Genomic DNA, 20,568 nt, shown 5'->3' with positions numbered 1-20,568 from the left:
GCCACCGCGGCCTGCACCACCTCCGAAGAGCGACGGATTCCGGACGGCTACTCGGGGTGTCGAAATCGTCCGTGTTCGCGGCGGAGCGGTGACTGCGGCGTCAGTACGTCGTGTGGGAGGCCGACCCGACGGCGATCCGGACGAGGGTGTTGTCCGACCAGTCGTCCGGGTCGGCGCCGTAGCGGCGGTTGATCCGCCGGTTTGCCTCGCGGTTCTGCTCGTCGTCCGCGACGACCGTCGCGGTGCCGCGGACGGTGACCGTCCACTCGGGGTGGCCCGCCTCGCTCTTCTGGATCGAGAGAGCGACCCGCGGGTTCTCGCGGACGTTGGCGAGCTTCCGGCCGGTGGTCATCACCTCGATCACGGGACGGTCGTCGCCGTCGGCCGGTTCGTAGCGGAACCACACCGGCGCCGCGTGAGGGCGCCCGTCGCTGCAGGTCGCGAGGTGGGCCGCGACCGGGTCGCCGGTCAGCAGGTCCTCGACCTCGTCGGGGACTGACTGGGCCATGACGACGCTACGGGCGCCGGGCGGAAGTGGGTTGTCCGCCAGCGGCGGTCGACCGCGGGACGGGCCGGTGGCCGCCCCCGCGGCCGGGACGGCGGTCCCGGGCCGTTCAGATCCCGAGGCCGACGAGCGCGTACAGCGCGAGCAGGACCGTCGGGATGGCGACGGCGACGTACACCGGCTTGCTCCAGCCGAGGACCTTCCGGCCGTCGAGCGGGCCGAAGGGGATCATGTTGAACCCGGCGAGCAGGAGGTTGATGCTGAGGCCGCGCTGGCCGACCAGCCCGACGAGGCCGGGGCCGAACAGGAACAGCGGCAGGAAGACGGCGGCGAGGCCGACGTTCGTGACCGGGCCGGCCAGCGCGATGAGGCCGTTCTCGCGGGCCGTGATCCGGCCGCGGTGGACGACCGCGCCGGGCGCGGCGAACAGGAAGCCCGCCAGCGCCGACATCACGGCCAGGAAGAGCATTCCGTAGTCGGCCTTGAACGCGGCGATCTGACCGAACCGGACGGCGACGACCTTGTGGGCGAGTTCGTGCAGCAGGAAGGCGACGCCGACGGTGGCCAGCGAGACGGCCAGGGCGAGCGCGAGCGTCGACGGCGCGACGGAGCCACGGGCGACCGCGTCGACGAGCGACCGGTCGATGAACAGCATGAACGCGACGCCGAGCGCGAGCCAGGCGATCCCCAGGTCCCGGAGCTCGCGCCGGCTGAAGGAGATGCCGCGCCAGCCGCGGCCGCCCGGGGAACGGGGACCGCCGCGACCGGACCGGCCGGCCGCGCCGCCGCGCCGGCTCACGCGACCACCTCCCAGACGATCCGCCAGCCGTCGCGGGCCCCCTCCAGCAGCAGGCCGCCGATGGCGCTGACGCCGCCGATGTCGGCCGAGAGGTACGGCAGGACCAGCGGGAAGACGACGAGGCTGGCGACCATGCTCCCGACGTTGGTCAGCCCGGCGACGAGGATCAGCCGGAACAGCGGCACCCGGCGCATCCGGGCGAAGATCTCGCTCACCGGCGCCGTCTCGTCGTCCATGATCTCGTTGAGCCGGGAGATGTCCGAGACGTTCACGTCGACGTAGCGCAGCTCGACGTAGCCGGCGAACCAGCCGGGCGCCAGCAGCGGGTTGACGCTGGTCAGCCAGGCGACGCCGCCGCCGACGAGGGCGCTGGGCCAGGTCGCGCCGGCGAGTTTCGCCAGCCCGCCCGCCAGGACCCCGTTGACGAGGAACCACGCGACGAACAGCTCCAGCAGGAAGTCGTTGCTCGCCCCGCCCAGCGCGAGCAGGGCGAAGAAGACGAGGAAGCCGACGGTCATCGCGTAGCCGACCGCCTTGTAGAGGTAGCCGGTGAGGCTCGACCCGGAGGTCTCGCCGACCAGCGACTCCATCGGCGGCAGGCTCTCCGGGTCGGCGAGGTAGCCCTCGATGCCCTCGCGGTGGCCGGCGCCGACGACCGCGACGACGGTGTAGCCCGCCTCCCGCAGCGCGACGAGCCGGTGGGCGATGAACGCGTCGCGCTCGTCGATGAGCGCCTCGGCCGCACCCGGGGCGAACCGGCGGAACTCCTCCATCATCGCCGTCACCACGTCCGCGTCGGTTAGCTCGTCGATGTCGATCTCGTCGAGCTCCTCCTCCTCGGGCAGGAACGCCGCGAGGACCGCGCCGGCCGCCGCGCCGAGCGTCGCCCCGGCGGCCGCCCCGCCGAGGACGCCGGTCCCCGTCTGGAGGACGAACCCGCCGACCCCGGTCAACTGCTCGCCCGACACGGCGAGCGGGCCGACGGACAGACCGCCGGCGGCGGCGACCGCGACGCCGGCCGCCGAGCCGGCGACGACGCCGGCCGCGACCCTCGTGTAGGTGGTGTTGGCGACCGGCAGGGGTTCGAGCCACTCGGCGAGCCACGGCTCGACCAGGCTCCAGAGGACGACACCGGCGATAGCGCCGCCGACGAGGCCGCCGGCCAGCGCGACCGTACCGGGGCCGAGCGCGGCGACGAAGTCGGCGCTGGCGAACCCGAGCGTCCCGGCGGCGAGCGTCGCGACGGCGAAGCCGGCGAACAGGCCGAAGGAGAGGCCCAGGCCGGCGCCGACGGCGACGGGCGAGCCGACGGCGAGCGTGAGGTTGCCGAGCAGCATGAGCTTCCGGACGGGGCTGAGCCGCGCCCAGAAGCGCTGGACGGTCAGCTGGATGTCCCGGTCGACCAGCGCGACGCCGAGGCCGTGCTCCTCGGCGGACTCGACGGCGGCCAGCATGTCGGCGCCGGGGTCGACGCCGAGCTTCTTGCCCAGGCGGGTCTGGACGTAGGAGAGCATCCAGTAGGCGAGAAACTGGAAGACGGTGTTGCCCCGGAGCATGTCGCCGGGGTCGATGTCGTCGGGCGTCTCGCCCCGTAGCTGGCGGAACCGCCCCTCGTCGAGTTCGACGGCGACCACGTCGGGCCGCCGCTCGGCGATGGTCGACTCGACCTCCTCGACGCTCTGCTCGGAGACGTGGGCGGTACCGAGGACGTGGACCTCCCCCTCGCCGCGGGGGCGGGAGGGCGGTCGCGACAGTTCCCCGTCGACTCCGGGGTCGTCGCCGGCGGGCTCGGTCATTCACCCCGGCTACACGGCCGTCCGGTTTACCGTTGTCGGGACGCGGGCGAGCGGTTCGCGCCGAGCCGTGGCCCTCCCCGATCGCCCCACCTATCGAACAGTTCGTTCGGTATGGTAAGCGAGCGTGACTGTAATGTCCGTCCAGAGGATGGCTATCACCTCGTAAAATTTGCCGGACATCCTTATATAAGGGGTCCGGCCTCTCGCCGATATGAACCTGAAGATCAAGCTGGTGGTGCTCTTTCTCGCGATATCGCTGGTGCCGCTGACGGCCGTGGGGGCGGTCGCGACGACCAGCATGGGCGACCTGAACCAGCACGCCCAGGAGCGCAGCGGGGAGTACCTCCGCGCGGAGATCACGAACCAGCTGAACACGACCGTCGAGGCGCGACAGGACGGTATCCAGTCGGAGATCGACAAGCGCGGCGTCGACGTGCGGTCGGCGGCCGCCTCGACCCCGGTGCAGAACTACCTCGCCGCCGGCGAGGGGGAGATGCGGCTGGTCCAGCGGATGAGCGAGGACCAGGTCGGCTACGTCGCGCTCCAGATGCACACGGCCATCGAGAGCGTCCGCCAGTCGGTCCTCGCGGCCGAGTACGACGGGCGCTCGTGGCGGGAGCTGTCGGCCTCGGAACGGCGGGCCGTCGAACGCCGGGTCGAGGCGCGGATCGCCGGGACCGCCGGCGACGGGATCGCCGAGAACGGGACGATGTACGACGCCTTCGAGCCGGGGTACATCGGCGAGACCGGCTACGCCTACATCACCGACCTGGAGTCGAACGTCGTCGTCCACCACAGCCTCGACGAGGGCCACAACCTCAGGGAGGACTCCGGCGGGACGCTCCGGGTGTTCGACGACATCAAAGACCGGATCCAGTCCTCGCCGGCCATCCGGTCGGGCGACCGCTGGGGCGTCGCCGAGTACGACTGGGAGGACACCACCCAGCGGGGCGACCCCGTCGAGACGAAGTTCATCTCCTACACCTACTACGAGCCGTTCGACTGGATCCTCGCGCCGAGCGTCTACCACTACGAGCTCCAGGAGACGGCGAAGACCAACGCGAAACAGCGGGCGGCGGCCTCGTTCGCCCGGCGGCTGCAGACCCAGACGATGACCGTCGACGGCACCGAGTCGCCGGCCTTCGAGTCGCTCACCTTCGTCGGCGCCGACGGCGAGACGGAGATCCGGGTCCACCGCCGCGGCGACGAGGTCGTCACGCGGCTGGGCGTGTTGCGCTCGCGGGCCGACGCGACGTGGTTCCAGGAGGCGAAGTCCCTGCCGGAGGGCGAGGCCTACTACGGCGAGGTCCGGACGACCGAGGATGGCGACCGGCTGCCGATCGCCGCGCCCGTCTACTACAACGGGACGGTCCGCGGGGTCGTCGCGGCGCAGTTCAACTACTCGCTGGTCACCGCGACGACGAACACCGTCACTGTCGGCGACAGCGGCCACCTCTACGTCATCGACGACGAGGGCCGGATCGTGAGCCACCCGAACCGCTCGGTCGTGACCGCCGGAACGAACGCCGCCGCCGGCGAGTACGGCGCGGAACTCGCCGGGATCGTCTCCGAACGGATGCTCGCCGGGGAGTCGGGGATGGCGACCCACACCAAGACCACCGGGGACGGGAACGCGACCCGCTACGCACAGTTCGCGCCGATCGACCTGGGCGACCGCCAGTTCACGCTCGTCGCGAGCGTGCCGGCCTCGGACGTGAACGAGCCGATCGCGGCGCTCGGCGCGACGCTCCAGCAGCGCAGCACCGACGCCCGGAACCTCATGATCGGCCTGTTCCTCCTCGCGGCCGTCGTCGTCACCGGCGCCGGCTACGGGGCCGCCCGCTACATCTCCCGGCCGATCGTCCGGGTCAAGGAGCGGGCGGCCGCGCTCTCGCGCGGTCGGTTCGACGGCGACGGCGACACCGCCGGCGACGCCGCCGACCGCGACGACGAGATCGGCGAGATGGTCGCCGCCTTCGACGAGATGCAGGCCAACATGGACCGCCAGGTCGACCAGATCGAGGCGGTCGGCCAGCGCCTGCGCGACGGCGACATCGACGGCGACGTGGAGACGGACCTGCCCGGGAAGTTCGGGGAGATCGTGACCGCCCTCGCCGAGGGGATGGACCAGCTCGGGGCGAGCTTCGACGAGATCAGCCGCGCGAGCGCGAACGTCCGCGCCGGCCAGCTCGACCAGGACCTCGACAGCGACCTGCCGGGCGACTACGGCGACGTGATGGCCGAGCTCGACGCGGGGCTCGCCCAGCTGTCGGAGAGCTTCGACCAGCTAGAGCGGGTCAGCGCCGACCTCCGCGACGGCCGGCTGCACCAGGACCTGGACACGAACAAGCCCGGCGCCTACGGCGAGGTGCTCGCAAACATCGACGAGGGGCTCGACGCCGTCGACGAGAGCGTCGCCCGCGTCCAAGCCATCGCCGAGTCGGTCAGGGCCGCGAGCGAGGACGTGGCCGAGAGCACCGACGAGATCGAGTCCGCCAGCGGCGACGTGGCCGACTCGGTCCAGGAGATCTCCCACGGGGCCGACCGCCAGGCCGAGAACCTGGAGGAGGCCACCGGCGAGATGAACGAGCTGTCGGCGACCGTCGAGGAGATCGCCTCCTCGTCGGCGGACGTGGCCGAGACCGCCCGCCTGGCGGCCGAGCGGGCCGAGGCCGGCCGCGAGCAGGCCGCCGACGCCTCCGCGGAGGTCGCCGAGATCGAGGCCGAGAGCGACCGGGCCGCCGAGCAGGTCGCGGCGCTGGACGAGGAGATGGACGAGATCGGCGAGATCGTCGCCATGATCAACGACATCGCCGAGCAGACGAACATGCTGGCGCTGAACGCCTCCATCGAGGCGGCCAACGCCGGCGAGGCGGGCGAGGGCTTCGCGGTCGTCGCCGACGAGATCAAGGCGCTGGCCGACGAGGTCGGCACGGCGACCGAGCGGGTCGAGGAGCGCATCGACGAGGTGCAGGCGACGACCGGCGACACCGTCGCGGACATCGAGCGGATGCGCGAGCGCGTCGAGTCCGGCGTCGACACCATCGAGGCGGCCGTCGGGCAGTTCGACGACATCGCCGACGCCGTCGAGGACGCCGAGGCGGGCGTCCGGGAGATCAGCGACGCCACCGACGACCAGGCCGCCTCCACCGAGGAGGTCGTCGCGATGGTCGACGAGGTCAGCACCGTCAGCGAGGAGACCGCCGCCGAGGCGAGCAACGTCTCCGCCGCGGCCGAGGAGCAGGCCGCCTCCGTCAACAGCGTCGCGAGCAACGTCGACGAGATGGCCGCCCTCGCCGCCGACCTGCAGTCGCTGGTCGACGAGTTCGAGGTGTCCGGCGCCGACGCGGCCGCCGGGACGGGCGGCGCGTCCGGCGGAACGGGCGCCGACGCGGGCGGTTCGCGCACCCTCGACGACGCGCTCGACGCCGGCCCCGCGCTCGACGCCCCCGACGGCGCCGGCGGGTCCGCGGGCGCGACCGACGACGACTGAGGGGTCGACCACGGAGACCGGGGTGAGACGACCCGTCCGCCGGCGCGGTCGCCCGACCTCCTCGTCAACTACTCGCCCGTCCGCCCCCTCATCTGTCGACGTACTGCTCGTCGAACAGCCGGACGAGCGTGCCGAACAGGCCGACCACGATCGGCCCGTAGAACAGGCCGACGGCGCCGAAGGCGTAGACGCCGCCGAACACGCCGACGAGGACGGTCGCCGAGTGCAGCGACGACCCGCGGTCGACGACGCGGGCCCGCAGGTAGTCGTCGACGACGGCGACGGCGGTCGCCCCGTAGACGACCAGGAAGGCGGCCGCGAGCAGGCGGTTCTGGAGCCCCAGCCACAGCGCCGCCGGCCCGAGGACGCCCGCGACGCCGACCACGGGGAACAGCTCCAGCACCATCATCACGCCGCTCCAGAACAGGACGTTCGGGAGTCCCACCACCAGGAGGCCGACGCCCGCGACCCCTCCCTGAACGACGGCGACGAAGACGTGCCCCTTCAGTACCGCCCAGGTCGTCCGGTGGGCGTCCTCGCGGAGCGTCTCCGTGGTCGCGTCGTCGAACGGCAGGCGCTCGCCCGCCCAGCCGACCAGCCGGTCGCCGTCGACCAGCAGGTAGTAGAGGACGAACAGGAAGAGCACGGCGCCGAGGAAGAAGTCCGTCGTCGCGCTCACCAGCCCGGTGAGGTCGCCGACGAGCAGCTCCGCGAGTCGGCGGGGGACCGACTCGACGATCGACCCCAGCGGGATCTCCACGCCGAGCAGCCGCTCGACCCGTCGCTCGGCCGCGGTCGGCACGGACAACCCCTCCAGCGTCGCCGAGAGGTCGCCCAGCCCGGCCGGCGCCGCGGCGACCAGGACCGCGCCGACGGCCGCGGTCGCCACGACCGCGAACCCGACCAGCCCGGCGGCCGATACCCGCTCGCCCACGCGGGGGGCGAGCCGCCGCTGAACCGGCGTGAGCAGTACGGCCAGCAGGACGGCGACCAGCAGCGCCGTCAGGAACGGCCGGACGATCAGCACGACGAGGTACCCGAACACCAGCAGGACGAGGGCGAAGAAGCCGACCTGCAGCCGCTCGGTGTCGACCATCAGGCCCCCCGTTCGGCGGCGGTCGGTCGACGGTTCGCTCCCCGCGGGGCGGCGCCGCTCCGTACGCGCACGCCAGAACAGTGGGCCCCCGGCCGGAAGGGCCTTGATCCGGGCTCCGTGCGGGCAGGTTGCGAACTACGGACGGGCCGCCGCGGGCTACGGACGGGTCGCCATCGGCACCGAGCGGCCGCTGACCGGCTGAAAGAGACGGCAGAACGGCGGAGCGCGGACGGGTTACTCGCTCTGGATACGCGGGGCGAGCATGAACGTGACCTGGCCCTCGCCCTCGGCGATGTCGAAGTGCATCTTGACGGGGAACTCCTCGCCGAGCTCCATCCGCACCTCGGCGTCTTTCGGGATGGCCTTGTTCATGTCCTTCAGGTAGTCCAGGGAGAACAGCGAGTGAGCGGGGCCGGCGGTCAGGTCGATGAGGTCCTCGCGGGTGAGCTCGAGGTGGACGTCGTCGGTGTCGCCCTCCGCGTCGACGTAGAAGTACTCGTCGGCGTCGTCGACGCCCAGCGCGATGTGGTCCGAGACCATGTCCGCGGCGGTGACCGCGCGGTCGATGTCGCGGCCCTCGATGACGATCTCGGCGGCCAGGTCGAGGTCGGGCAGGTCCGGCTCCTGGCGGATGGAGTCGGGGTCGATGAGCGCCAGCGTGTACTCCAGGCCGTCGATGGCGATGTGCAGCTTCCGGGTCTCCTCGTCGAGTTCGAGGTGGACCAGCTGGTCGGCGTCGGCCATGCCCGCGATGTCCTCCAGCCGCGAGAGGTTGACGCCGATGACGCCGCCGTCGGTCTCGTAGGACTCGAAGGCCGAGGCCGACAGTTCCAGATCGACCATGCCGACGTTGGCGGGGTCGACCGCCCGGATCTCCAGCCCGTCCTCCTCGAGGTGGATCTTGCACTCGTCCACCAGCACGCTCACGGAGTCCAGCGTCGTCCGGAGCGTGTCCGCGCTCACGATGGCGTTGAACATCTTGCCCGCGGCTACGCCCCCATCCGTTAAAAAGTCCCTTCTTTGCCCGCGAGCCCGCGCGTGGCCGCGTGGTGCGGTTTCGGCGGGTCGGGACCGGCCGCCGCGGCTGCCTGCGAATGCATCCACCGGTCTTAGCCGACTCACGACCCAATCGGAGCCGTATGCCGCCACTATCACCCGACGGGGACCGGACGGGCGACGGGAACGGCGACCCACCGAGCGACGGCGACGCCGGCGACCGCGGGCGCGAGCCCGGCCGGGCGACCGACGCCGACCGCCAGCCGACCCTCTCCCGCCGGCGCGTCCTGCGCGGCGCTGCGACCGCCGGTGTGGGCGCCGTCGGCGCGGGCGCGCTCGCGAGCACGAGCGGCGTCGGGGCCGCCCAGATCACGGAGGCCGCGGCCATCCCGGAGGTCTCGCGGTGGGAGAACGACAATCTCGCCGGGTTCATGATCCACGTCGGCGGGTCGACCTCGCCGACCCAGAGCCGGGTCGCGGAGGACTGTGTCCCCCCCGGCAGCGACACCTGGCCCCCAGACGAGATGCTCGCCTACGAGGCGGCGGTCATCAACCGCAAACAGGGGGACACTCCCGAGGCCGAGACGACGCTGTACATCGGCGGCTCCGTCGAGGTGTTGCCCGGCCAGCTGTACCTCATCAACCGGTTCAACCGCTGCGACGGCGACTTCGTCGGCGTCGTCCTCGAACAGATCGGCCGGTCCGACGTGAGCGCCGGCCCCGGCCAGCAGGCGACCAACCGCCCCGTGGCCGACGTCGAGGAGGACGAGCGACCCAGGAACCTGGGGACCACGACCACCGGCGACGGGCCCGGGTTCGGTCTCCTGGCCTCGCTCGCCGGCCTCCTGGGCGGTGGCGCCCTGCTCCGCCGTCGCGACGACGACTGAGACTCCCCGGTCCGGTCCAGTCCGGTCCCGCGGACCGGCCACCCCACTCCGCCCGACCCCACCCCATCCCGCGTCCGTACGTTTTTGTATCGAGCCGCCGGAAGTGTCGGACAGGATGAAGAAGATCCTCGCGTCAGTCGGCATCGGCAACGCGACAGTCGACACGGTACTGGAGAACGAGACCGTCCGGCCGGGCGAGTCGGTCGACGCCGTCGTGCAGGTCGAGGGGGGCGAGGCCGAGCAGACCGTCGACCGGATCGAACTGGAGGTCGAGACCCGCTACCGGGTCGAGGAGGGCTACGAGGAGACGACCGTCGACCGTCTCCACCTCACCGACGGGTTCACGGTCGAACCCGGCGAGGAGACGAGCTACGGGACGACACTCGACATCCCCTACGCGACGCCGCTGACGATGGGCGACGCCGCCGTCTGGGTCGACACCGACCTGGAGATCGGGATGGCCGTCGACCCGGAGGACGAGGACCACCTGAAGGTCCGCCCCACCGAGCGGATGCAAACCGTCTTCGACGCCGCGGAGGACCTGGGACTGTCCCTCCGGACCGCCGACTGCGAGGCCGACCCGTACGGCCGCTACACCGACCGGCGGTTCGTCCAGGAGTTCGAGTTCCGCCCCTCGGACGGTCCCTTCCGGGGCGATCTGGACGAGCTCGAACTCGTCTTCGACCCCTCGCCGGAGGCGCTGACCGTCTACGCCGAGGTCGACCGCAGCGCGGGTCTGCTCAGCGAACTCGCCGACGCGGACGAGCGCAAGACCAGCTTCACGCTCCCGGAGGTCGACGCCGACGCCGCCCGCGACCAGCTCCGCCGGACTGTCGAGCGGCTGGTGTAGACCGGTCTACTGCATCGCCTTGACCCAGCCGGGGACCGACGCCATCCCCTCCTTGTCCTCCCAGCCGCTGTCGCGGAGGTACGTCTCCAGGTCGTCGAACGCGAAGCCGAACCGCTCCTCCAGCGCCGGGATGTCGGCGCTGTAGCCGACCTCGTTGAACCACTCGCACATCACGGTGAACTCCTCGCCGAAGCTCTCGTAGGCGTCCTCGATGGGGACGTGGACGGCCTCGACGTCGACGCCGGTGACCTCGGAGAGCACGTCGGCGGTCTCTTCGAGGGTCTTCTCGTCGCCCGCCAGGTCGATCGCCTCGCCGACGAACTCGTCGGGGTTCTCGAAGGCGACGGCGGCGGCGTGGCCCACGTCGTCGTTGCTGACCATCTGCAGGCCGACGCCCTCCGCGAGCGGCAGGGCGAGCTGGCCGTCCTCGACGATGTCATCGGCGAACGCCTCCAGGTTCTCGAAGAAGAAGACCGGCTTGAGGACCGTCCAGTCCAGGTCCGTGTCGCGGACGTGCTGGGCGATCTCGTCGGCGGAGTCGAAGTGGGGGATCCCGGTGTCCTCGTCGTGGCTGCCGACGCCGGAGAAGACGAAGTGTTCGACGCCCTCCTCGTCGGCGACCGTCGCGAGATTTTTACCTTGCTCGACCTGGTCGTCGTAGCCCTGCGTCCAGAAGTTGGTGACCGCGAAGACGGCGTCGGCGTCGCCGACGGGGTCGCGGAGACTGTCGGGGTCGTTCAGGTCACCCTCGACCATGGTGACGCCGCGGTCTTCGAGCGCCTGGGCCGTGTCGCCGCTTGCGTCGCGGGTCAGCCCGCGCACGTCGAAGGCCCCCTCGCTCGCCAGCAGGTGGTCGACGACCGCGCCGCCCTGATTTCCTGTCGCTCCCGTTACGAGTACGGTGGTAGTGTCGTCAGTCATTGGTTCGTCGTACTGTGGTAGGGCCGGCACACGTATATCTTTCAGGCGTCGTACACGATACCGGATGACATCGATGTCACCGGGCGGTTCGGGGACGTCGGAGCCCGTCGAACCCCGCGGGTTCCGGACGGCGGCCACGCTCCGGGCGAGCTCGCCGAGTCCGCCGAAGTCCCGGTTCGGAACTCCCTCGCATCGGCTGTGGCGCTCATCAGCGGCGAGGCCGACCGCCACAGTGGCGCTCTCCGCACCCCTCCTCGATCTCGCGTCGTCAGTCCCGGCACCGACACTCGTGCGATAGCCGTGCGAAGTCAGTGACGTGGTCGTGGACGGTGACCGCGAGTTCGAACATCGCCTCGGCCTGCCCGGCGGCCGCCACCGTGTCCCGGTAGTACGCGGCGGCGCGATTGTCGCGGTACAGTTGCTTCAGCCGCCGTGCAGTCGCTTCCGTGACGAGGTTCAGCTCGGCACCGCGGTCGTAAGCGCGGTCGTGCCCCTCGCGAAATCGTCGATCGTGTCGTTCGACGCGTTGAGCGCGTAGCACTCGAACGTGCGTTCGACGGCCGCGAAGGACATCTCGATGACGCTCGTGTGGTAGCCGTCGTGTTCGCGCAGGAGGCGACACGCGTCGAGCAGACGGCACGCCTTCCGGAGCTGGATCACGTCGACGTCGTGCGCGTCCGGATCGAGTCCTTCCTCGTACTCCGGCCGGCCCAGTTGTCCGCCGAACGCGTCCTCGGCCCGGCTAATAGCGTCGTCGAGGGCGTCGGGTTCGTCAGGCACCGCTCATCACCTCGTGTTTGAGGTCGCGGAGCGCGTCGCTGTCCACCAGCGTGATCGCGTCGGCGAACACGTCTTCGAGCCGGTCGGCGTGACCCCGTGCTGACTCCGGCGTCTCGACGAGGATCTGGAACTCGTAGCGGTCGCCGTCGAACCGCTCCCCTCCGAGTTCCTTCGCGAGTTCGTTGGCGCGGTGCTGGTCGGCGCGGTCGCCGGCGAGGACCCAGAGGTCGATGTCGCTCTGGCGGTCGGCCTGGCCCCGGGCGACGCTGCCGAACACGAGGACCCCCCGAACCTCACCCAGCTCGTCGCGGATCCGTTCGAGCGCCGCGCGGACGGGTCGGTGAAACTCCGGCTGTGGGATGCGCAGGACGGGGTCGTCGGGCTTCGTCACCCGGGTTCGGTTGATGCCGACCAGCCGGCGGTTGCCCTCGGGCTCGGCGACGACCAGCCCGTTGGCTTCGAGGACGTCGACGGCCCGCTTGACCGACTGGGGCGCGTTGTCGGTGAGTCGGCTCAACTCCCGGATCGTGAACTGCTCGTAGGGGTTGTCGAGCAGCAGCTGGAGGAGGTCGTCGGTGGCCGTGTGACGGAACAGGTCGGGCTCCGGCGCCGGAACCGGCAACCCGACAGTGGCTTGCTCCATCTCGCGGGCCCCGTTCTTTTGTCTCGTCATGCATTACGTGTCTCGCTTCACGAGACAATAATCCTGGGGCTGACCTGCACGGGTTCTGCGCCAGTTCTATCTCGTGGGCCGTCGGGTAGGCGCGTAGCGAGGCATCGGCGGCCACGGTCGACAGGCCAAACGTCGCCGACACCATCCGACGGCCCTTTCCGCTTCGACGGCGTGACACCCCCTATGAGCGAAACTTCGCCGGCCCGACCCGCGCTGGGAGGGCCACGGAACGCGGTGAGACACGCATGAGCGGCAAGGACGAGTACTACAACAAGGCCAAACAGCAGGGCTACCGCGCTCGCTCGGCGTACAAGCTCAAACAGCTGGACGAGACGGCCGGCCTGTTCGGGTCCGGGAACACGGTCGTCGACCTGGGCGCGGCGCCCGGCGGGTGGCTCCAGGTCGCCGCCGAGGCGGTCGACGAGCACGGGACCGTCGTCGGCGTCGACCGCCAGCGGATCGACCCGCTCGACTACGACAACGTCGAGTGCGTCCGCGGCGACCTCACCGAGGACTCGACCATCGACGAGGTCGTCGAGCGGGTCGGCGCGGACGGCGAGGACCGGCCCGTCGACGTGGTGATCTCCGACATGGCGCCGAACATGACCGGCGACTACGACCTGGACCACGCCCGCTCGGTCCACCTCGCCCGCCAGGCGTTCGAGGTCGCCGACCGCGTGCTCGCGCCCGGCGGGGATCTGGCCGTGAAGGTCTTCGACGGGAAAGACCTCGACGACCTGGAGGCCGACATCGAAGCGGAGTTCGAGTACGTCCGGCAGGTCCGGCCCGACGCTTCCCGCGACTCCTCGTCGGAGCTGTATCTGGTCGCCAAGGGCTACCTGACGGCGCCCGTCCGCGAGGGCGATCAGGTCGAGGTGGAGATCGTCGACACCGGGAGCGAGGGCGACGGGATCGCCAAGGTCGACGGGTTCACGCTGTTCGTCGCCGGCGCCGCGGAGGGCGAGACCGTCGAGGTGCGGGTCGGCGACGTGAAACCCAACTACGCGTTCGCGGAACCGGTCGGGTGACTCAGAACTCGTCTTCGCCGTCCTCGCCGACGATGTAGGACTTCAGCTCGTCGGCGGTCACGTCGTGGCCCTGCCGGCCGAAGAAGGCGGCGACGTTCTCGCAGTCGCGGTCGAGGAACTCCTCGGCGTTGGGGTGGTGGACCGTCACCGCCTGGCCCAGGTCGATGACGTAGATGTGGTCGCCGTGGACGACGAGGTTGTACTCCGAGAGGTCCCCGTGGACGAGACCGGCGTCGTGGAGCCGCCGCATGTACTCGGCGACGACCTCGTAGGCGGTCTCGGGGTTCTCGAGGTTCACTTCGGAGAGGCGCTTGGCGCGGCCCTCCTCGGTGCCGAGGTACTCCATGACGAGGACGTTGCGCTCGACGGCGATGGGTTCGGGGACGAGCACGCCGGCCTGGCGGGCGCGGCTGAGGTTGGCGAACTCCTTGCGCACCCACGCGAGGACGACCTTCTTCTTGTCCGAGCCGATCCCCTGGAAGCGCGGGTCGCCGTCGAGGTAGCCCCGCATGTCGGTGAAGTCCGACGCGTTGATGCGGTAGACCTTGACGGCGACCTCGGTGTCCTCGTCGCCCAGGGCGGTGTAGACGTTGGCCTCCTTGCCCGTGGAGATGGGGCCGCCGAAGGCGACGATGTGGCCGTCCTGGACGAGCTTGTAGAGGGCGCCGAAGGTGGCGTCGTCGAACACCGAGTCCTCGACCTTGAACTGCTCGGTGTCCTTGATGCGCTTGCGGAACTCGTTGAACTCCCGGTCGCGCTTGCGGGCGATCCGGTCGGCCTCGGTGTCCTCGATCTCGACTTCCTCGAACTCGTCGCCCGGGTGTTCGGCCTCGTCGGTGTCGAGCAGGCGGTACTCCGGCATGGTCAGCGGTCCCGCCCGGCGCGCGAGGAGAAGAGAGGGTGTGCGCGCCCGGCGGTAGTGTCGTCCGCCATGCTACTCCTGGATGTGTCCCTCCTCGCGCAGCTGGTCGGCCTGCTGTTTCTCGTAGCGCCACGTGATGTCGGCCTTCTCGTCCTGCCAGTCCCACGGCTCGACGAGCACCACGTCGTCCTCGCGGATCCAGATGCGCTTCTGCATCTTCCCGGGGATGCGCGCCGTCCGTTCCGTCCCGTCCATGCAGCGTACCTCCACCCGGTTCGCCCCGAGCATCTCCGTGACGACGGCGAACACCTCGTCGTCGTCCGGCATCCGCAGGTCCGTTCGGCCCTCGTTGTCGCTCATACCCGTCCGTTGTCTCGGGAGACGTTTTAACTTTTGCAGGATCGGGAAGGGCGGCTCGCGGCGCGGCTCACCCGACGGTCAGGTAGACGGCCGCGTAGGCGACGGCGGCGAGGCTGACCGCCGCGAGCGCGGTCACGCCGGCCCGCCAGGCCCGCAGCCGGTCGGGCGACGGCGGCGCGACGCCGACGACCCCCACGGCGAGGACGCTGAACACGAAGTGATAGGACACCTCCAGCGTGGGCGCGGGGAGCGCGAGCGCCGCCCCCGCGTAGGCCACGCCCAGCACCGCCCGGCGGTCGACGTGGGCGGTCGGCCGCTCGCCGGCGATCCGGAAGTAGGCGGCCAGCGCCAGCCAGACGGTCGCGAGCTCGACGCCGAACGCCCCGAGCAGGTGCAGCGTCGGGTCCGCCGAGAGGACGACCCGCTCGGCGACCAGCGTCGCCTCGAAGGGGTACAGCAGGGCCGGCGGCTCGCCGGTGAGCAGGTCGCCGAAGGGGTGGGTGAACAGGCCCACGAACGTCGCACCCGCGAGCACCCGGGGCGCGACGCCCCGCCGGCGGGCGAGGACGACGACCGCGCCCACGCAGCAGACGAACAGCGCCGTCACCGCGCCGGCGAGCCCGCCGCCGAGAGCGGCGACGACCGGGACGAGTCCAGCGAGCAGCGCCGCGCCGGCCGCTCGCGAGGGGGTCCCGCTCCGGCCGCCGAGCCACACCGCGGCGGTGACGACCGCGGCGACGGGCAGGGCGTGGGTGACCCCGCGGTGGACGCGGTTGCCGGCCGCCCAGAACGACTCGACGGGGACGGGTCCCGCGCCCGCCGCCGGCGCGACCAGCCCGGACAGGCCGTAGACCACGTCCACGTCGGGCAGCGTGGCGAACAGCGCGGCGAGGGCGGCCACCCCGAGCGCGCGCTCGCGGGACCACCTGAGGCGGTCGGCGCCCAGGGCAGCGACCGCGAACGCGAGACAGGCGTGGCCGACGAACATCACGCCTGTTTCGCCGCGCGCGGAGATAAGTGTCCCGCGAGAACCGGTCGCACACGTCCGTCGAGATCCGCGGCTATCGCCGTCGAGACGCGGTCACTCCTCGTCGAAGCCGAACACCGACCGGATCTCGGCCTCGATCTCCTCGACGTACCGCTCCAGGATCGTCTCGACCTTCTCGTCGTCGGCGACGAGGACGCCGGAGAGCCGCTCGTGGGGGTCCTCGGGGAGTTCGATCCGGAACTCGCCGTCGCCCTCGTAGAAGGGCTCGCTTTCCGAGAGGATCTGCTGGTCGATGGCGTGGATCAACTCCGAGTCGTAGCGGTCGTTCATCGTCTCGAAGGCGCCCTTGTAGGCGCGCTGCAGCTCGGTGAAGTAGTTCGCGTACTTGTCCTCGAACTTCTCGGGGTCGAACTCGACCATTGGCCCAAGCCACGGCCACCGCCGACAAAAGTCGTCCGTCTCGGGGCTCGCCCGGACCGCGCTCCGGCCGCTCGCTCGCCCCTGGTGTACCCCCAGCCGGGGCCGCTCACTCCTCGTACTGCGGCCCGTTCACTCCTCGTCGCCGATCCCGAAGTCCACGTCGTCGACAGGGATCCGCGTGCGGTTCTCCGGGAACGCCAGCAGGAACAGGCCGCTCCCGACGATGCCGGCGAAGACGACACCGCCGACGAGCGCGGCGGCGGCCGTCGTCGTCAGCCCGCCCGCGTTCGCCGCGACGACCGCCGCCACGACGCCCAGCAGGACCAGCGTCACCATCACCCCGAACACGAACCCCGCGCCGAACAGCAGTTTCCCGTCGTCTGTCAGTGACCGCCCCGATTCTGTCGCCATAGCCCACAGCTAGCGCTTCTCGCACTTAGATGTGTCACCCATACCGTCTCGACCTCTCTCCACCGTCTCCGTCCCGGCCCGTGCCGCTCCCTGTTCCGTATATCGACATTCGATTTACGACACGGGTGACGACGGGCAGCCCCCGGCGAACACCGAACTGCCGACCCGGTCACGGAACCGGGCTCACTGCGTGTTCGGCAGGTACAGCACGGCGTAGGCGGCGAACAGGACGCCCACGACGCCGAGCAGGAACAGGTAGGTCAGCGGCCCGAGCGACGTGACCGCGCTCACGGCCCCTCCTAGGACCGCCGCGGGGTTCGAGGCGCTGACCGCCGGCCCGACGACGAGTACCAGGGCTATCGCCACCAGCGCCAGGTCGAACGCGTCGCGCTCGGCGACTGCCATCGACGGGACGCTCGACGCCCGCCCCCATAGACCTCACGGCCCGTCCTTCGGCCCCTCCCGTACGAACACCCCGCCGTCGGAAACCACCCGCTGTTATGTACCCCCGGGTTTTAGGCCGACCTAAATGATCGGACGGACGCTGACCGACATCAGGGCGGAGCTGGAGGAGCTCGCCGAGGACTCGGGGGAGTACTACGTGCAGTGCGGGCGGACGGGCGAGCGGCCGGTACCGGTCGACGGCCGGCGGTTCCCGGACCGGGAGACGGCCGTCCAGGCGGTCCGCGTGGCCCACGCCTACCGGGCGACGCTCCGGCGGTACGACCCGCGGGCGCCGTGGTACGACTTCGTGGTCTGCGAGGCCGACGGCGACCCCGGCGATGACTGCGCGTGGTCGTTCCCGCCCGCCACGGCGGAGTCCGCCTCCCAGCGCGCGCTGGTGGCGTACTGTCACGACCTGGCGGGCGCGGTGTTCGAGGCGCTGTCGGCCAGCGACCACGACGGCGTCGAGCGCGCGGTGATGGACGAGTACCTCGCGGCCGCCGAGCGGACGCCCGACCGCGACCGGCTCTGTCTGCAACTGCTCGCGACGATGGCGGCGGAACTCGACTCGCGGCTCCCCGACCCGGCGCGGGCCGAGGCCCTGCAGCGCGCGACCGCACACCTCCCTGCCGTCGAGGGGGGCACCCGACCCGTCCGCGCCGCCCTCGCGCACCTCCGCTCGGTCGGACTGGTCGACGGGTTCGCGCTCGTCGACGGCCACTGGGACCGCCCGCACGCGGTGACCGTCCGCGGCTACGAACTCCGGCCCCGCGACGGCCGGCTCCCGACGCTCCCGCTCTCGGTCGAGACCGTCCGCCGCACCGCCGGACGGCCCCGCGTCGCCACGTCCGTGACTCCCGTCGACGACGGCTGGCGGATCGCCCTCTCCCCGGCCGGCGGAGCCGCCGCCTCACTCGACACCGCCGCCCCGGTCGACGGCTGACGCCGTTCCGCTTCGTTTTCCGCTCTCACTGCCTTTACGCCGCGTTTCGCACCGCTCTCCCCGTCCGACGGCCGTCGCCGTCTTCGCCGCGATAAATCGCATCCGGCTATACGAATTCGGCGCCGCACCGCCGAGCCGACGGCTCCGCGGCGGTCGGAGCGCGGGCGAGAACGGTCGTCCGCGGGTCAGCCGGTCTGGTCGGGACCGGTCTCCCGCGGGTCAGCCCGTCTGGTCGGCGACGATGTCGTCGGCGGCGTCGACGAACGCCTGTTCTTCGCCGGCGGGGACGGTCGCGCCGGCGGCGATGTCGTGACCGCCGCCGTCGCCGCCGACCGAGCGGGCGGCCTCGCCCATCACCGCCGACAGGTCCAGCCCCTCGCGGACGAGCGTCCCCGTCCCGCGGGCCGAGACCTTCGTCTCCGCCTCCGATTTCCGGGCGAACGCGACGATGGGTTTGTCCGCGGCGACGCCGTCGGTCCCCAGCGCCATCCCGGCGACGATGCCGACGATCGTCTCGCGGATGGCCTCGCCGGCGTCGAACCACTGGAGGTGGTCCTCGTGGGTGACCCCCTCCCGGCGGACGTACTCCAGCCCCTCCGAGAGATTGCGACGGTGGTTCGAGAGGAGCGTCTGCGCGCGGTCCAGCGCCCCCTCGCGGTTGCCCAGACAGACGCCCAGGCCCACGTCCGCGCGCTCGTAGCGGGCGGTGGCGTTCAGCAGCGTCGAGAACTCGCTGGCGTCGCGCAGCTCCGTCCCCCGCGGCTCGTCGACCAGTTCGTAGGTCGTCCCGACGAGGGTGTTTATCTTCTTCGCCGGGACGCCGCGCTGGACGGCGTGTTGCACCAGCGCGCTCGCGACCGTCTGGCGCTCGTCGTCGGTCAGGTCGACCCACGTCCGCCACTCCCCGGCGTCCTTGAGGTCCACGTCGAGGTCTTCGAGAAAGCGGACGGCGCCCGCCTCGTCCCCGGAGATGCCCGGGATCTGCACCTCGGTCGCGTACTCGAACAGCTTCGGGAGCGGCCGGGTCTGCTTGCCGTACAGCGACAGGTCGGTCCCCTCCGCGAGGACGCCCGCCGCGACGCCCTCCTCGACGATGCCGCGGTTGGCGCCGACGAGTTCGCCGCCCACTGCCTGCATGTCCCCGACGGCGCCGACGACCGCCAGCGCCGCCAGATCGCGGTTGTCAGCGGACTGGTCGCCCCGCTCCGCGAGCGCCCGCGCGAGGACGTACGCCGCGCCCGCGCCCGACAGCTCGGAGGCCCCGTCGATCCCTTCCAGCAGCGGGTTGAGGTGGAACTCCGTCTCCGCCTCGGCGGGCTGGTGGTGGTCGGCGATCACCGGGTCGAAGTCCCCCGCCCGCTCGTGGGCCGCGATGGCGTCCAGTTGCCCGCTCCCGAAGTCGGTGAACAGGACGGTGTCGTACTCGCGGGCGGCGATGGACGCGATCTCCGTCTCGTCGAGCTGTTTCTTGAACACCGTCTCGAAGTCCAGGCCGGCCCGCTCCAGCGCCGTCGACGCGACGGCCGCGCTCGTCAGCCCGTCGGCGTCGATGTGCGACGCCAGCAACAGTTCGTCGCTGTCCAGCAGCCTGTCGGCGCAGGCGGCCGCGCGGTCCGCCAGGTCGGGTACCGGCCCGGTCGTGCTCATCGAACCGTTCTTATCGGGGCTTCGGGTTTAAGAGTCCGGGTGTCCGGCCGCCGCCCCGCCGGTGGCTCCCCCGGATCCGGCCGTCCTCCCGCCGATGTCTGCCGGGCGTCCGACGCACGGCGGACGGTCGAGTGAGGAACGCGGCGCCGCTGTGGTGCGGTTTCCGGCCTGCGCTCCTCGTCGCACCGAACCTGTTTAGTTCGGGTATCTCCAACCGTCGGTATCGTGAACGCGGTCGACCGCTGGGAGGCCGCGCTCGCCGACCGGGGCGAACTCACCCCCGAGACCGTCGACCGGATCCTCGACCTCCACGGCGAGCGCGGCGCGCGCGCCATCGACGCGGTCTCCGAGCGGCGCGTCAAGGAGTACCGCGACTTCACCGTCGTCGTCGGCCACGACGACGAGTACGTCGTCGAGGACGACTCCTGTGACTGCAAGGACGCCGAGTACAACCTCGACGACGACGACCCCGAGGAACTCTGCTGGCACGCCATCGCCGTCCGCGTCGCCCGCGCCGTCGGCGCCGTCGACCACCACGATATGTGGTACTCCGAGGTCCGCGAGTTCCTGTGACCATCTTTTTCGACCGGGGGTTTCCTCGCGCGCCTCCGGCGCGCTGCGGGGAACCCCCGGTCCAAAAACATGGGTGAAAAAGGCCGCTCGCGCGGA

General features: G+C 71.3%; 22 protein-coding genes. 6 read left to right on the top strand and 16 right to left on the bottom strand.

Features of this window, described 5'->3' with window-relative positions; genetic code table 11:
• Positions 1–100: 100 nt before the first annotated feature.
• From ACMGFG_RS18280 to ACMGFG_RS18270, 3 genes are all read right to left on the bottom strand, one after another.
• Entirely contained in the window at positions 101–508 is a 408-nt protein-coding gene (locus ACMGFG_RS18280) for a pyridoxamine 5'-phosphate oxidase family protein (protein ID WP_436931750.1), read from the bottom strand.
• Between the two features lie 106 nt (positions 509–614).
• Complete coding sequence (locus tag ACMGFG_RS18275) at positions 615–1,226, bottom strand: zinc metalloprotease (protein ID WP_436931842.1); 612 nt, start codon at positions 1,224–1,226, stop codon at positions 615–617.
• Between the two features lie 74 nt (positions 1,227–1,300).
• The gene (locus ACMGFG_RS18270) at positions 1,301–3,100 is read right to left on the bottom strand and encodes a TraB/GumN family protein (protein ID WP_436931749.1); all 1,800 of its coding nucleotides are present in this window, start codon (positions 3,098–3,100) and stop codon (positions 1,301–1,303) included.
• Between the two features lie 211 nt (positions 3,101–3,311).
• On the opposite strand from ACMGFG_RS18270, the gene ACMGFG_RS18265 reads away from it, so the two are divergent.
• Complete coding sequence (locus ACMGFG_RS18265) at positions 3,312–6,593, top strand: methyl-accepting chemotaxis protein (RefSeq protein ID WP_436931748.1); 3,282 nt, start codon at positions 3,312–3,314, stop codon at positions 6,591–6,593.
• A gap of 88 nt (positions 6,594–6,681) precedes the next feature.
• On the opposite strand, the gene ACMGFG_RS18260 is transcribed toward ACMGFG_RS18265, so the two are convergent.
• Together ACMGFG_RS18260 and ACMGFG_RS18255 are read right to left on the bottom strand one after the other, a co-directional pair.
• Positions 6,682–7,689 carry an AI-2E family transporter gene (locus ACMGFG_RS18260; RefSeq protein ID WP_436931747.1) on the bottom strand — a complete coding sequence of 336 codons (1,008 nt, stop codon included), beginning with the start codon at positions 7,687–7,689 and terminating at the stop codon, positions 6,682–6,684.
• Positions 7,690–7,923: 234 nt separating this feature from the next.
• Entirely contained in the window at positions 7,924–8,667 is a 744-nt protein-coding gene (locus ACMGFG_RS18255) for a DNA polymerase sliding clamp (RefSeq protein ID WP_135364755.1), read from the bottom strand.
• A gap of 161 nt (positions 8,668–8,828) precedes the next feature.
• Between ACMGFG_RS18255 and ACMGFG_RS18250 the strand changes: the two genes are divergently transcribed.
• Both ACMGFG_RS18250 and ACMGFG_RS18245 read left to right on the top strand, forming a co-directional pair.
• Complete coding sequence (locus ACMGFG_RS18250; RefSeq protein WP_436931746.1) at positions 8,829–9,572, top strand: PGF-CTERM sorting domain-containing protein; 744 nt, start codon at positions 8,829–8,831, stop codon at positions 9,570–9,572.
• 115 nt (positions 9,573–9,687) lie between these two features.
• On the top strand, positions 9,688–10,422 hold the full coding sequence (locus tag ACMGFG_RS18245; RefSeq protein WP_436931745.1) for a sporulation protein: 735 nt from the start codon (positions 9,688–9,690) through the stop codon (positions 10,420–10,422).
• A gap of 6 nt (positions 10,423–10,428) precedes the next feature.
• On the opposite strand, the gene ACMGFG_RS18240 is transcribed toward ACMGFG_RS18245, so the two are convergent.
• The 4 genes from ACMGFG_RS18240 to ACMGFG_RS18230 form a co-directional block, all read right to left on the bottom strand.
• A complete protein-coding gene (locus ACMGFG_RS18240) occupies positions 10,429–11,343 on the bottom strand; it encodes an NmrA/HSCARG family protein (RefSeq protein WP_436931744.1) in 915 nt (304 codons plus the stop codon).
• Between the two features lie 268 nt (positions 11,344–11,611).
• Positions 11,612–11,884 carry a DUF8154 family protein gene (locus tag ACMGFG_RS24290; protein WP_495849357.1) on the bottom strand — a complete coding sequence of 91 codons (273 nt, stop codon included), beginning with the start codon at positions 11,882–11,884 and terminating at the stop codon, positions 11,612–11,614.
• On the bottom strand, positions 11,800–12,123 hold the full coding sequence (locus ACMGFG_RS18235; RefSeq protein WP_436931743.1) for a DUF8154 family protein: 324 nt from the start codon (positions 12,121–12,123) through the stop codon (positions 11,800–11,802). The genes ACMGFG_RS24290 and ACMGFG_RS18235 overlap by 85 nt, the downstream gene beginning before the upstream one ends.
• The gene (locus tag ACMGFG_RS18230) at positions 12,116–12,796 is read right to left on the bottom strand and encodes a nucleotidyltransferase domain-containing protein (protein WP_436931742.1); all 681 of its coding nucleotides are present in this window, start codon (positions 12,794–12,796) and stop codon (positions 12,116–12,118) included. Before ACMGFG_RS18230 ends, ACMGFG_RS18235 begins: the two co-directional genes overlap by 8 nt.
• A 245-nt stretch (positions 12,797–13,041) precedes the next feature.
• Between ACMGFG_RS18230 and ACMGFG_RS18225 the strand changes: the two genes are divergently transcribed.
• On the top strand, positions 13,042–13,824 hold the full coding sequence (locus ACMGFG_RS18225; protein ID WP_436931741.1) for an RlmE family RNA methyltransferase: 783 nt from the start codon (positions 13,042–13,044) through the stop codon (positions 13,822–13,824).
• A 1-nt stretch (position 13,825) separates the two neighbouring features.
• Here the strand turns inward: ACMGFG_RS18225 and rio1 are convergent, their stop codons facing one another.
• The 6 genes from rio1 to ACMGFG_RS18195 form a co-directional block, all read right to left on the bottom strand.
• Entirely contained in the window at positions 13,826–14,686 is an 861-nt protein-coding gene (gene rio1 / locus ACMGFG_RS18220) for a serine/threonine-protein kinase Rio1 (protein WP_436931740.1), read from the bottom strand.
• Between the two features lie 72 nt (positions 14,687–14,758).
• Entirely contained in the window at positions 14,759–15,046 is a 288-nt protein-coding gene (eif1A, locus tag ACMGFG_RS18215) for a translation initiation factor eIF-1A (protein WP_436931739.1), read from the bottom strand.
• Between the two features lie 67 nt (positions 15,047–15,113).
• On the bottom strand, positions 15,114–16,034 hold the full coding sequence (locus ACMGFG_RS18210) for a metal-dependent hydrolase (RefSeq protein ID WP_436931738.1): 921 nt from the start codon (positions 16,032–16,034) through the stop codon (positions 15,114–15,116).
• 93 nt (positions 16,035–16,127) lie between these two features.
• Entirely contained in the window at positions 16,128–16,454 is a 327-nt protein-coding gene (locus tag ACMGFG_RS18205) for a DUF5783 family protein (RefSeq protein ID WP_436931737.1), read from the bottom strand.
• A gap of 129 nt (positions 16,455–16,583) precedes the next feature.
• A complete protein-coding gene (locus ACMGFG_RS18200) occupies positions 16,584–16,865 on the bottom strand; it encodes a hypothetical protein (RefSeq protein ID WP_436931736.1) in 282 nt (93 codons plus the stop codon).
• A 183-nt stretch (positions 16,866–17,048) separates the two neighbouring features.
• A complete protein-coding gene (locus ACMGFG_RS18195) occupies positions 17,049–17,270 on the bottom strand; it encodes a hypothetical protein (RefSeq protein ID WP_436931735.1) in 222 nt (73 codons plus the stop codon).
• Between the two features lie 124 nt (positions 17,271–17,394).
• Between ACMGFG_RS18195 and ACMGFG_RS18190 the strand changes: the two genes are divergently transcribed.
• Positions 17,395–18,252: a DUF7551 domain-containing protein gene (locus ACMGFG_RS18190; RefSeq protein ID WP_436931734.1), complete on the top strand. Its 858-nt coding sequence runs from the start codon at positions 17,395–17,397 to the stop codon at positions 18,250–18,252.
• A 219-nt stretch (positions 18,253–18,471) separates the two neighbouring features.
• On the opposite strand, the gene recJ is transcribed toward ACMGFG_RS18190, so the two are convergent.
• Positions 18,472–19,899 (bottom strand): RecJ family nuclease, encoded by a 1,428-nt coding sequence (recJ, locus tag ACMGFG_RS18185; protein ID WP_436931733.1) that lies wholly within the window; start codon positions 19,897–19,899, stop codon positions 18,472–18,474.
• A gap of 225 nt (positions 19,900–20,124) precedes the next feature.
• Here recJ and ACMGFG_RS18180 point away from each other — a divergent pair, with 225 nt between their 5' ends.
• The gene (locus tag ACMGFG_RS18180) at positions 20,125–20,472 is read left to right on the top strand and encodes a hypothetical protein (protein WP_436931732.1); all 348 of its coding nucleotides are present in this window, start codon (positions 20,125–20,127) and stop codon (positions 20,470–20,472) included.
• Positions 20,473–20,568 lie beyond the last annotated feature (96 nt).

Source organism: Halosimplex halobium, assembly GCF_051414055.1.
Taxonomy (GTDB): domain Archaea; phylum Halobacteriota; class Halobacteria; order Halobacteriales; family Haloarculaceae; genus Halosimplex; species Halosimplex halobium.
Note: the sequence above shows the minus strand (reverse complement) of the source record. Positions and strands in the feature narration are given on the sequence as shown.